Raw genomic sequence first — 11,397 nt, 5'->3', positions numbered from 1 at the left:
GTCAGGTTTGCTTACTGCGGCACGAAGGCGTGCACGCCGCCGCTGCGGGTCACCACCACCAGGGTCGTGCCGGCCACCACCGGCGCCGCCGCCGGCGCGCTGCCGTCGGTGGCCACGCGGTTGCGCAGCGAGCCGTCGTCGCGCGAGAGCACGTGCAGCAAGCCGGTGCTGTCGGCGACCGCGACCGAGCTGCCCACCACCAGCGGCGCCGACAGGCCGCGGTGCAGCAGCTTGTCGTGCACCCAGGCACGCTCGCCGCTGTCGCGGCGCCAGGCCAGGACCCGGTCGTCGCTCTCGGAGCCGACCACCAGGCGGTCGTCGCCGCCCACGCCCTCGGTGCCGCGCGCCGGGCGCGACCAGGCCAGGGTGCCGCGGACCGCGTCGACGCAGCCGACCGCGGCCTGGTAGGCGCGGGTGCAGACGGCGTTGCCGACCCGGCTGACCGGCCCGACCAGGTCGACCAGCCGCTCGACGTCGTTGGTGCCGCGCGCGGTGGCGATCGGGGCCTCCCAGCGCACGCTGCCGTTGCTCGGGTTCAGGCCGGCGAGGCGGCCGCCCTGGCCGGCCACCAGCGTGTCGCCGACCGCCAGCAGCACGCCGGACTGGCGCAGCACCAGCGGCTCGCCGGGGCGCGACTGGCTCCACAGGCGGCGCCCGGTGGCGCCGTCGAAGGCGCTGACCGAGCGGTCGGCCGCCAGCACGAACACGCGCTTGCCGGCCACCAGCGGCGCCGTGTAGGCCTGGGCCGGCAGCTTCTCGCGCCACAGCACGCGGCCGCCGGACAGTGCCACCAGCTCGTTGCCGGTGGTGACCACGGCCGCCGTGCTGCCGTCGCTGCCGACGCCGGCGGCGATCGGCGCGCCCACGCTGGCCCGCCAGATGTCGCGTCCGCTGGAGGCATCGAGCACGGCCACCGTGCCGTCGCTGGAAGCCAGCGCCAGTTGCTGGCCGGTCACGTTGACTTCGAGCGGGAACGACACCGCGCCGATGCGCTGGGTCCAGGCCGGACGGATGCCCAGCGTGGCCGGGTTGGCCTGCAGCTCGGCCGGCTTGGGCTTCTCGACGCCGCCGCCGAAGAACGGCAGCATGGAGCAACCGGACAGGGTGGCCGCAAGGGCGGCTGCGGCCAGGCCGCGCTGGAAGACCACTTGGACACTCCCCCTCGTCATGATTTGGCGCCCCCCGCTTTCTGGCCGGCCAGGCTCTTCGGATCGACCCCCAGGGCGGTCAGCTTGACCTCGACCAGGCGACGGTAGTCGGTCTCGGCCTGCAGGCCCTTCCAGGCCTTCTCGTACTCGGCCCGGGCCTCGGCCTTCTTGCCCTGCAGGCTGTAGATGTCGCCGCGGCGGTCGGCCGCCAGCGGAGCGAACTCGGCCGGGAGCCCGGCCTCGAGCTGCTTGAGCGCTTCGTCGTAGGCCTTGTCCTGGACCAGCAGCGCCGCCAGCCGCAACCGCGCGATCGCCTGCAGGCCCTCGTCGGAGGCCTTGTCGGCCACCCAGGCCAGCGCGGCCCGGGCCTCGCCGGCCTTGCCGGCGTCGGTCGCGGCCTGCGCCACCAGCAGCCCGGCCTGCTGGGCGAACACGGTGCCGCCGTACTTGTCCTTGGCATCGGCAAAGCCCTGCTCGGCCCGCGCCAGGTCGCCGGACTGCACGGCCCGCTCGACCTCTTCGTAGATCGCCGAGGCCTTGGCCGACTGGGTGCGCTGGTACCACTGCCAGCCGTTCATGGCGGCGATCGAGCCGAACACGGCGATCAGCAGCCAGGAAATCAGGTTGCCGTAGGTCTTCCAGAAGTGCTTGAGCTGGTCAAGCTGCTCCTGTTCTTCGAGGTCGAGGTGTGAAGCCATGAATTCCTTGTGGGCAGCCGGTTACGCCGGGGCAGCCGGGCATTGTAGTGAGCCGGCGGCTCAGCTCTTCAGGATGCCGGCCCAGCCGGCCGCGTCCGCCAGCGGCTGGCGCTGCTGCGCCCCGCTGCCGTCGCGCAGGGCCTTGACGGTGACTTCGCCGGCAGCCAGCTCGTCGGCGCCGAACACCAGCGCATGGCGCGCGCCGCTGGCGTCGGCCTTCTTGAACTGGGACTTCATGCTGCCCAGGCCGTCGGCCGAAGCCGCGTGCATCTGCACCGCGACGCCGGCGGCGCGCAGCACCTGCAGGGTCTTCAGGGCCGCCGGGAAGGCCGCGGCATCGGGCACCACCGCATAGGCGTCGGGCGCCGGCGCGTCGAAGGCCGCGCCCTGCTCCTTGACCAGCTCCAGCACGCGCTCGACGCCGATCGCCCAGCCCACGGCCGGGGCCGGCTTGCCGCCGATCTGGCCGATCAGGTCGTCGTAGCGGCCGCCGGCGCAGATCGTGCCTTGCGAGCCCAGGCGGTCGGTGACGAACTCGAACACCGAGAGGTTGTAGTAGTCGAGGCCGCGCACCAGCCGCGGGTTGATGCGGTAGGCGATGCCGTTGGCCTCGAGCATGGCCTTCAGGCCGTCGAAGTGGGCCAGCGATTCGGCGCCGAGGAAATCGATCAGCCGCGGCGCGCCCTCGACCATCGCCTGCATGGCCGGGTTCTTGGTGTCGAGGATGCGCAGCGGGTTGCTGTGCAGGCGGCGCTTCGCATCCTCGTCCAGCAGGTCGGCGTGCTGCTCCAGGTAGGCGATCAGCGCGGCCCGGTGCTGGCGCCGCTCGGCCGGCTGGCCCAGGCTGTTGATCTCCAGCCGCACGTCGGCCAGGCCCAGCTCCTTCCAGAGCGCGTCGGCCAGCAGGATCAGCTCGGCATCGACGTCCGGGCCGGCGAAGCCCAGCGCCTCGGCGCCGATCTGGTGGAACTGGCGGTAGCGGCCGCGCTGCGGGCGCTCGTGGCGGAACATCGGCCCCATGTAGTACAGGCGCTTGCCGCCGTCGTACAGCAGCGAGTGCTCGGCCACCGCGCGCACCAGGCCGGCGGTGTTCTCGGGGCGCAGCGTCAGGTGCTCGCCGTTGAGGCGGTCCTCGAAGGAGTACATCTCCTTCTCGACGATGTCGGTCACCTCGCCCAGCCCGCGCACGAACAGCTGCGTGTGCTCCAGGATCGGCGTGCGCACGTTGCGGTACGCGTAGCGCGCCATCAGGCCGCGCACCTTGTCTTCCAGCCACTCCCAGCGCGCCGACTCGGGCGGCAGGATGTCGTTCATGCCTTTGACGGCACTCAATTTTTCAGCCATGGGTTGCCCGCTCAGGCGGTTTCGGCAGCGGTGCCGAAGCGCTTCTCGATGTAGTTCTCGACGATCTGGTGGAATTCGGCGGCGATGTGCTCGCCGCGCAGGGTCAGCGCCTTCTGGCCGTCGATGAAGACGGGCGCGGCCGGCGCCTCGCCGGTGCCGGGCAGGCTGATGCCGATGTCGGCATGCTTGCTCTCGCCCGGGCCGTTGACGATGCAGCCCATCACGGCCACGCGCAGCTTCTCGACGCCGGGATACTTCTCGCGCCAGACCGGCATGTTGGCGCGCAGGTGGTCGTCGATCTGCTTGGCCAGCTCCTGGAAGGTGGTGCTGGTGGTGCGCCCGCAGCCGGGGCAGGCGGTGACGCTGGGCACGAAGGTGCGCAGGCCCAGCGACTGCAGGATCTCCGAGGCGATCACCACCTCCTGCGTGCGCGACTCGCCCGGCTGCGGCGTCAGCGACACGCGGATGGTGTCGCCGATGCCCTCCTGCAGCAGGATGCCCAGCGCCACGCTGGAGGCCACCGTGCCCTTGGTGCCCATGCCGGCCTCGGTCAGGCCCAGGTGCAGCGGGTAGTCGCAGCGGCGCGCCAGCTCGCGGTAGACCGAGATCAGATCCTGCACGCCACTGACCTTGCACGACAGGATGACCTGCTCGCCGCGCATGCCCATTTCCTCGGCCCTGCGCGCGGATTCGATGGCCGAGGTGATCAGCGCCTCGTACATCACGCTGCGCGCGTCCCAGGGTTCGGCCCGGCGCCCGTTCTCGTCCATCAGCGCGGCCAGCAGTTCCTGGTCGAGGCTGCCCCAGTTGACGCCGATGCGCACCGGCTTGTCCCAGCGCATCGCCGCTTCGATCATCTGGCCGAACTGGCGGTCGCGCTTGTCGCCCTTGCCGACGTTGCCCGGGTTGATGCGGTACTTGGACAGCGCCTGCGCGCAGTCCGGGAATTCGGTCAGCAGCCGGTGGCCGTTGTAGTGGAAGTCGCCCACCAGCGGCACGTCGACGCCCATGCGGTCGAGCTGCTCGCGGATGTAGGGCACCTGCTGCGCGGCCTCGGGCGTGTTGACGGTGATGCGCACCAGTTCGGAGCCGGCCTGCGCCAGTTCCTTGACCTGGATCGCGGTGGCGATCGCGTCCGCGGTGTCGGTGTTGGTCATGGACTGCACCCGCACCGGCGCGTCGCCGCCCACCGTGACCACGCGCGCGCCCCAGGCCACGCGGGCCTGGCGGCTGCGGCGGGAAGCGGGCGCCGCCGGCAGCACCGGCAGGCAGGGTTCAGCGGACTTCATTCAACACCAGAAAAAAACACCGGGCAGGTGGGTCATTTCACTTCGAATCGGGCCACGTTGTCCTTGGTCGCGACCCGGGACAGGTCGAACGGCTTGCCGCGCACTTCGACGGCGGTGCTGTCCACGCTGCCGACCGTCACCGACAGCGGCAGGCTGCCGGTGGCGCCGGCGCTCTCGCCGGCCGCCAGCAGGCGGCGCAGCGCCACTTCGCCCCGGCTGTCGAGGACCTGGACCCAGGACGGGCCGCTGGCCTTGAACACCACCAGGCCGATGGCTGGCGCTGCTGGCGCGGCAGGAGCTTCTGCTGGGGCTGCCGGAGTCGCTGCGGCGGCCAGGGCCGGCTGGGCCACGGCCACCGCGGCCTGTGGCGTAACAGCGGCCGCGGTGACTTGAGGGATTGCGCCAACGTCCGGGGCCGGGCCCACCGGTTGCGGATGGGCTGCGCCGGCGCCCGGCTGCCCTCCGGCCGCTGCAGTTGCACCGGACTCGACCACCACCGGCGCCGCCATCGGCACCGCTGGCGCTTCGGAGCGGGCGGCCGCGAGGCTGTCCTCGATGCGCAGGCGGGGCAGCAGCAGGATCACGATCGCGCCCAGCAGCAGCGCCCCCACGATCAGCGGCACCGGCCGCGCGAGCTGTTGCTGCCAGCTGGCCGTGACCACGTCGCCGGGCGCGCGGAATGGCGCATTGATGCCCTCGTTGGCCTGCACCAGCCGCGGCGCGGCGGTTTGCGGCAGGCGCGCCAGCACCGGCTGCGGATCGACCTTGAGGTGGCGGCAGACGCTGGAGGCCAGTGCACGGGCGAAGACGGCATCGGGCAGGTCGGCGTGGCGGTCTTCCTCCAGCGCCTCGAGCTTGCGCACGGGCACCTTCAGCGAGACGGCCAGGGCCGCGACATGCAGCCCGGCGGCCTCGCGTGCCTGGCGCAGCAACGCGCCGGCAGACACCTGCGGTGCGGCGGCCTCACTCATCGAAAGCCCCGCGGTCCAGGGCCGCAGCCTCGCGGGACTGCGGGAAGCGCCGCTTGAGCTGGTCGGCCAGCTGGCTCATGGCCAGCCGGTCGCCCAGCTGGCGCTCGACCTTGACGCCCAGCCAGAGCGTCTCGGCGTTGGCCAGCTGGCTGTTGTTGAGGCGCCGGATCAGGAATTGCGAACGCTGCAGGTCGCCGCGCTTGTGCAGCAGCGCGGCCAGGTTGTAGCCGATGATGGGATTGCCGGCATCGATCTCGTAGGCGTGCGCCAGGCTCTGCTCGGCCTCGGCCGGCTTGCCGGCCTGCAGCTGGCACAGGCCCTTGGCCATCAGCGTCTTGGCGCGGTCGGGGTAGAGCGGGTTGGCCAGCGCCTGGTCGAAGGCGCGCTCGGCCTCGGGGAAGCGGCGCTGCTGGCACTGCAGCCAGCCCAGGTTGTGGATGGTGCTGGCGTCGCGCGGATTCAGCGACACGGCGCGCCGGAAGCTCTCCTCGGCCTGGCCGGCGTCGTTGAGCCGCATGTGGATCAGGCCGCGCAGGTTGTAGGCATCGGAGAAGGTCGGGTCGATCGCGATGACCTGCTTGAGCTCGTCGAGCGCGACGGCGGTCTTGCCCTGCTCGAAGTAGCCGACCGCCAGCTCCATGCGGATGCGCGCGCGGCGCCTCGCCTCGCTCTCGTCGGAAGCGGTGGCGAAGTCGCCCGCCGCCCCGCTGCCATCGGCCGTCTGGGCGCAGCCGCCCAGCAGCAGCCCCGCCGACACCACGCCCGCCCACGGCACCATGGCCGCCAGCAGGCCCACCAGCCCCACCCCGCGCTTCATGCTCAAGACTCCTTGGCCACGGCACCGGCCGGCGCCCGTTTCAGGATCACGGTGCGCTGGCGGGCGATGCGTTCGCCCACCCGGGTCCGGTCCTTCACGTCGCCGGCCAGCTGGCCGCAGGCGGCGGCGATGTCGTCCCCCCTCGTCTTGCGCACGGTGGTGACGATACCAGCATCACTCAACAATGCCGCGAAGGCGGCGACCCGGCTGTGGGGCGAGCGCGTCAGTCCCGATTGCGGGAAGGGGTTGAAGGGAATCAGGTTCAGCTTGCAGTTCACGCCGCGGCCGGCGTGGTGCCGCACCAGCTCGATCAGCTCCCGGGCGTGCTCCGGCTGGTCGTTCACGCCATCGAGCATGCAGTACTCGAACGTGATGAAGTCGCGCGGCGCGTGTTCCAGGTAGCGGTTGCAGGCGTCCAGCAGCTCGGCCAGCGGGTACTTGCGGTTCAACGGCACCAGGTTGTCGCGCAGCGCATCGCCCGGCGCGTGCAGCGAGACCGCCAGCGCCACCGGGCAGTCCTGCGCCAGCCGGTCCATCATGGGCACCACGCCGGAGGTGGACACCGTCACCCGGCGGCGCGACAGGCCGTAGCCGTGGTCGTCCAGCATCACCCGCAGGGCCGGCACCAGCGCCGAGTAGTTCTGCAGCGGCTCGCCCATGCCCATCATCACCACGTTGGAGATCACCCGCTCGCGCGTGCCCAGCTGCTCGCGCAGGTGGTGCTCGGCGTACCAGAGCTGGGCGACGATCTCGCCGGTGGTGAGGTTGCGCGAGAAGCCCTGGTGGCCGGTCGAGCAGAAGCGGCAGCCGACGGCGCAGCCGGCCTGGGACGACACGCACAGCGTGGCGCGGTCGGCCTCCGGGATGTACACGGCCTCGACCGCATTGCCGCCGCCGACGTCGAACAGCCACTTGATCGTGCCGTCGGCCGATTCCTGGCGGCTGGCCACGGCCAGCCCCTCGATCGTGGCGCAGGCCTTGAGCTTGTCGCGCAGCGACTTCGCCAGATCGGTCATCTGGTCGAAGTCGCGCGCGCCGCGCTGGTGGATCCAGCGGAACAGTTGGGTCGCGCGGAAGCGCTTCTCGCCGAGCGAGGCGCAGAACGCGGCCAGCCCCTCGAGGTCGTAATCGAGCAGGTTGGCCCTGCGACCGGACTCGGGAGGGGACGTCATCGCATGGAGGATTCCCGCTTCAGCGGGAATGGATATTCATGCCGGGGAAGAAGAACGCCACTTCCACCGCGGCCGTCTCGGCCGCGTCGGAGCCGTGCACCGCGTTGGCATCGATGCTGTCGGCGAAGTCGGCGCGGATGGTGCCCTTGTCGGCCTTCTTCGGGTCGGTGGCGCCCATCAGCTCGCGGTTCTTCAGGATGGCGTTCTCGCCTTCCAGCACCTGGATCATCACCGGGCCCGACACCATGAAGTCCACCAGGTCCTTGAAGAACGGGCGCTCCTTGTGCACGGCGTAGAACTGCTCGGCCTCGCGGCGCGACAGGTGGGCCATCCGGGCGGCGATGATCTTCAGGCCCGCGGCCTCGAAGCGGCCGTAGATCTGGCCGATCACGTTCTTGGCCACCGCGTCGGGCTTGATGATGGAAAGGGTGCGTTCGATCGCCATGGGTGCGTACCTGTTGATGTGGAAAAGGGGCTGAGCCGCGCTTCGAACGCGCGGCGCTGATCAAAGTCCGGGCGGCCGCCCGGAAGAACCCGGCATTTTAAACCGGGCGAAGGCCGTCGACCGCCTCAGCGGCCGCCGCGGTTGTTGCGCCGGGGGCCGCCGCGCCGCTGGCCGCCACCGCCACCGCCGCCGGCACCGCCACCGCCACCGCCACCACCGCCACCCTGGCGGCCGCCGCGCTGGCGCAGGAAGCTGTCGGCGCCGATGTAGCCGAACGAGGTCTTCATCGGATCGGGCTGGCTGCCGCCACCGCCACCGCCACCGCCACCGCCGCCGCCGGAGCGGTCCTTGGTGCGGCGCTGCTGCCCCTGCGCCTTGCCATTGGGCTGGCCGGCGCCGCGCGTGCCATCGGGCCGCGGGCCGCCGCTGCGATTGCCGCGCCGCCGGTTGCGCGACTTGCCGCCGCCCTCGCCGGGCGCGTGCTCGCCCGCCGGGGTACCGCCGGCGGCCTGCGTGAGGGCGCGGATGTCGCGCTCGTCCAGCTCCATCCACTGCCCGCGCCTGAGTCCGCGCGGCAGCACCATCGCCCCGTAGCGGATCCGGATCAGGCGGCTGACCGCATGGCCCAGCGCCTCGAACAGGCGCCGCACCTCGCGGTTGCGGCCCTCGGAAATCGTCACGCGGTACCAGTTGTTGGCGCCTTCGCCGCCGCCGTCCTCGATCGAGCCGAACTGGGCGCGGCCGTCATCGAGCTCGATGCCGTCCAGCAGGCGCTGCCGGCCCTCGGCCGACAGTGCGCCCAGCACGCGCACCGCGTACTCGCGCTCCAGCCCGAAGCGCGGGTGCATCAGCCGGTTGGCCAGTTCGCCCGAACTGGTGAACAGCAGCAGCCCTTCGGTGTTCAGGTCGAGCCGGCCGACCGATTGCCACTTGCCCTGCTGCAGCCGGGGCAGCTTGCGGAACACGGTGGGCCGGTTCTGCGGGTCGTCGTGCGTCACCACCTCGCCCACCGGCTTGTGGTACGCGATCACGCGCGCCGCCGGCGGCGCGATGCGCACCCGGATCGGCTTGCCGTTGACCTTGATCTGGTCGCCGAACTGGATGCGCTGGCCGATGTGGGCGGGCTCGTTGTTGACCGAGATCCGCCCCTCCATGATCAGCTGCTCCATCTCCAGCCGCGAGCCGAGGCCGGCCTGGGCCAGCACCTTGTGCAGCTTGGGCGTCTCGGCCTGCGGCGCCAGCACGCGCTTGGACGGCGCGGCGTCGGCGGCCTGCTCCTGCTCGTCGAAGCGGCCGGACACCACGTCCTCGAAGCGCACGGGCTCGGCCGGGGGCGCGGCGGCGGCGCGCTCGCGCCGTCCCTTCGCGGCAGCACCGGGCTGCTCGTCCGGATCGTCTTCGTCGTCGTCGCGATCGTCATCGTCACGCTCCTCGTCGTCGCGATCGTCGTGATCGTCGTCGCCACGGGCGCCCGCCGCATCGACAGCCGACACGGCGGCCGCGGGAGCCTGCTGCGCGTCGGGTGCGGCGGCCAGGGACTGCTCCTCGTTCTCGGCGGGCGCCGCGTCGGCGGGGGAAGGGGAAGGGTCAGTGGAGTTCATGCGACTTCGGGGAGGACGGCGGCGCTTCGGTGTCGTCGGCGGGGGGGTGCGGCGCCGGGGCGGCTGCGGCGTGCTCGCCGCCGGCGGCCTCGCCGTCGCCAGCGGCCGGCGCGTCACCATCGTCGGTGCCGTCGTCGCCGACCTCCATCTGCAGCGCCGGCTGGACGGCATCGGCCTCCTGCGCCAGGGCGGCGAAGACATCGGCCTGCTGGCTGGGCGACTCCAGCATGGGCAGCTGGTCGAGCGAGCCCAGGCCCAGGTCGTCCAGGAACTGGCGGGTGGTGGCGTACAGGGCCGGGCGGCCCGGCGCCTCGCGGTGGCCGATCACCTCGACCCAGCCGCGGTCCTCGAGCTGCTTGAGGATCTGGCTGTTGATGGTGACGCCGCGGATGTCTTCCATGTCGCCGCGCGTGACCGGCTGGCGGTAGGCGATGATGGCCAGCGTCTCGAGCGCCGCGCGGGTGTACTTCGGCGGCTTTTCCGGGTGCAGCCGGTCGAGGTACGGCCGCATCTCGGGCCGGCTCTGGAAACGCCAGCCGCTGGCCACGCAGACCAACTCGACGCCGCGCGGGGCCCACTCGTCCTGCAGGTCCTGCAGCAGCGACTTGACGGTGTCGGCGCCGAGTTCGTCGTCGAACAGCACGCGCAACTCACGCACCTGCAGCGGCTGCGGCGAGCAGATCAACGCTGTCTCCAGGACGCGCCTGGCGTCGGCGGTATTCATCTTCTTGCGTACTTCCTGGCTGGATCGGGTCGCCGGCGGCATTCCCGTCAGTGCGGGCCCGTCAGAAGGGGCGGCGTCATCGCGGCTGGCGTCCGGCGGGCCGCTAGGCAGGCCCGGCAGGCGTGGCTGCTGGCGCCAGCGCTGGAGGGGGATTGTAACGCAGCCCCCAGGCCGACAGCGCATGCCGGAAGTCGGCCGGCAGCGGGGAAACGAAGGCCAGCGGCTGGCCCGTGGCCGGGTGGACGAAGGCGAGCCGGAACGCATGCAGCGCCTGCCGCGCCAGGCTGCCCTCGCCATCCGGCGGCGGGGTCGGCGCACCATACAGCTCGTCCCCCAGCAGTCGATGGCCCAGGTGCGCCATGTGCACCCGGATCTGGTGGGTGCGCCCCGTGTGCAGGCTGGCGCGCACCAGGCAGGCAGCGGCCCCGTTGTCCAGCAGCTCGAAGGTGGTCATGGCCGACTTGCCCGCATCGCGCGCCGGGTCGACCACGGCCATGCGCAGGCGGTTGCGCGGATCGCGCCCGATCGGCGCCTCCACCACCTGCGTGGCGGCGCCCTGCCAGCGGCCCAGCCCGATGGCGAGGTACTGGCGCGCGACCTCGCGCGCGGCGATCAGGCGCACCAGCGCGTCCATGGTGGCGCGGGTGCGCGCCACCACCATCAGCCCGCTGGTGTCCTTGTCCAGCCGGTGCACGATTCCGGCGCGCGGCAGCCGGCCGGCCTGCGGGTCCCGCGCCAGCAGGCCATTGAGCAGCGTGCCGCTCCAGTTCCCCGGCGCCGGGTGGACCACCAGCCCCGGCGGCTTGTCGATCACCAGCAGGTGCTCGTCCTCGTGCACCACCGCGATCGGCATCGGCTCGGGCCGGAACGCCAGGCTCTGCGGGGTCGGGCGCAACTCGATGGCCAGTTGGTCGCCGGCCTTGACCCGGTGCGCCGGGCGCGCCGCCCGGCGGCCGTTCAGGGCCACCGCCCCGCCGTTCACCAGTTGCTGCAGGTAGCTGCGCGAGAACTCCGGCACCCGCTCCGCCAGTGCCTGGTCCAGCCGCAGGCCGTGCTGCGCCGGCTCGACGGCGAACGTGCGCAACTCGGACGCCGCCTCGGCGGCGTCGGCCTCGTCGTCGGGCGGCGCCGCGGCGTCGGGGGGGGCCGCTTCTATAATCGTGACGCCCTGTTTCAAGAAGGTCTGCG

Annotated in this window: 11 protein-coding genes; all 11 read right to left on the bottom strand. The window is 72.1% G+C overall.

Translation table 11 applies throughout. From position 1 onward, the window contains the following. Positions 1-11 precede the first annotated feature (11 nt). Positions 12-1,169, bottom strand: coding sequence for an outer membrane protein assembly factor BamB (gene bamB, locus PE066_RS20895; RefSeq protein WP_440480552.1), 1,158 nt, complete (start codon positions 1,167-1,169; stop codon positions 12-14). Further along, a complete protein-coding gene (locus tag PE066_RS20890; RefSeq protein ID WP_271234436.1) occupies positions 1,166-1,846 on the bottom strand; it encodes a YfgM family protein in 681 nt (226 codons plus the stop codon). Before PE066_RS20890 ends, bamB begins: the two co-directional genes overlap by 4 nt. Before the next feature lie 60 nt (positions 1,847-1,906). Further along, positions 1,907-3,190 (bottom strand): histidine--tRNA ligase, encoded by a 1,284-nt coding sequence (hisS, locus tag PE066_RS20885; RefSeq protein ID WP_271234435.1) that lies wholly within the window; start codon positions 3,188-3,190, stop codon positions 1,907-1,909. Between the two features lie 11 nt (positions 3,191-3,201). Beyond that, positions 3,202-4,479 (bottom strand): flavodoxin-dependent (E)-4-hydroxy-3-methylbut-2-enyl-diphosphate synthase, encoded by a 1,278-nt coding sequence (gene ispG / locus PE066_RS20880; RefSeq protein ID WP_271234434.1) that lies wholly within the window; start codon positions 4,477-4,479, stop codon positions 3,202-3,204. 32 nt (positions 4,480-4,511) lie between these two features. Continuing rightward, positions 4,512-5,450 carry a helix-turn-helix domain-containing protein gene (locus tag PE066_RS20875; RefSeq protein WP_271234433.1) on the bottom strand — a complete coding sequence of 313 codons (939 nt, stop codon included), beginning with the start codon at positions 5,448-5,450 and terminating at the stop codon, positions 4,512-4,514. Further along, complete coding sequence (gene pilW / locus PE066_RS20870; RefSeq protein WP_271234432.1) at positions 5,443-6,267, bottom strand: type IV pilus biogenesis/stability protein PilW; 825 nt, start codon at positions 6,265-6,267, stop codon at positions 5,443-5,445. The genes PE066_RS20875 and pilW overlap by 8 nt, the downstream gene beginning before the upstream one ends. A gap of 2 nt (positions 6,268-6,269) precedes the next feature. Next, positions 6,270-7,439 carry a 23S rRNA (adenine(2503)-C(2))-methyltransferase RlmN gene (gene rlmN / locus PE066_RS20865; protein ID WP_271234431.1) on the bottom strand — a complete coding sequence of 390 codons (1,170 nt, stop codon included), beginning with the start codon at positions 7,437-7,439 and terminating at the stop codon, positions 6,270-6,272. Between the two features lie 19 nt (positions 7,440-7,458). Further along, a complete protein-coding gene (ndk, locus tag PE066_RS20860) occupies positions 7,459-7,884 on the bottom strand; it encodes a nucleoside-diphosphate kinase (RefSeq protein WP_271234430.1) in 426 nt (141 codons plus the stop codon). Between the two features lie 125 nt (positions 7,885-8,009). Beyond that, positions 8,010-9,485, bottom strand: coding sequence for a pseudouridine synthase (locus PE066_RS20855; RefSeq protein WP_271234429.1), 1,476 nt, complete (start codon positions 9,483-9,485; stop codon positions 8,010-8,012). After that, complete coding sequence (gene scpB, locus PE066_RS20850; RefSeq protein WP_271234428.1) at positions 9,472-10,209, bottom strand: SMC-Scp complex subunit ScpB; 738 nt, start codon at positions 10,207-10,209, stop codon at positions 9,472-9,474. The genes PE066_RS20855 and scpB overlap by 14 nt, the downstream gene beginning before the upstream one ends. Positions 10,210-10,312: 103 nt before the next feature. Further along, positions 10,313-11,386, bottom strand: coding sequence for an RluA family pseudouridine synthase (locus tag PE066_RS20845; protein ID WP_440480551.1), 1,074 nt, complete (start codon positions 11,384-11,386; stop codon positions 10,313-10,315). Between the last annotated feature and the right edge of the window lie 11 nt (positions 11,387-11,397).

This window comes from Ramlibacter tataouinensis (genome assembly GCF_027941915.1).
Taxonomy (GTDB): Bacteria; Pseudomonadota; Gammaproteobacteria; order Burkholderiales; family Burkholderiaceae_C; genus Ramlibacter; species Ramlibacter tataouinensis_C.
Note: the sequence above shows the minus strand (reverse complement) of the source record. Positions and strands in the feature narration are given on the sequence as shown.

Bases quoted from the DNA above. Each gene is read 5' to 3' on its own strand.
- bamB (WP_440480552.1), bottom strand. From the start codon at position 1,169: ATGACGAGGGGGAGTGTCCAAGTGGTCTTCCAGCGCGGCCTGGCCGCA.
- PE066_RS20890 (WP_271234436.1), bottom strand. From the start codon at position 1,846: ATGGCTTCACACCTCGACCTCGAAGAACAGGAGCAGCTTGACCAGCTC.
- hisS (WP_271234435.1), bottom strand. From the start codon at position 3,190: ATGGCTGAAAAATTGAGTGCCGTCAAAGGCATGAACGACATCCTGCCG.
- ispG (WP_271234434.1), bottom strand. From the start codon at position 4,479: ATGAAGTCCGCTGAACCCTGCCTGCCGGTGCTGCCGGCGGCGCCCGCT.
- PE066_RS20875 (WP_271234433.1), bottom strand. From the start codon at position 5,450: ATGAGTGAGGCCGCCGCACCGCAGGTGTCTGCCGGCGCGTTGCTGCGC.
- pilW (WP_271234432.1), bottom strand. From the start codon at position 6,267: ATGAAGCGCGGGGTGGGGCTGGTGGGCCTGCTGGCGGCCATGGTGCCG.
- rlmN (WP_271234431.1), bottom strand. From the start codon at position 7,439: ATGACGTCCCCTCCCGAGTCCGGTCGCAGGGCCAACCTGCTCGATTAC.
- ndk (WP_271234430.1), bottom strand. From the start codon at position 7,884: ATGGCGATCGAACGCACCCTTTCCATCATCAAGCCCGACGCGGTGGCC.
- PE066_RS20855 (WP_271234429.1), bottom strand. From the start codon at position 9,485: ATGAACTCCACTGACCCTTCCCCTTCCCCCGCCGACGCGGCGCCCGCC.
- scpB (WP_271234428.1), bottom strand. From the start codon at position 10,209: ATGAATACCGCCGACGCCAGGCGCGTCCTGGAGACAGCGTTGATCTGC.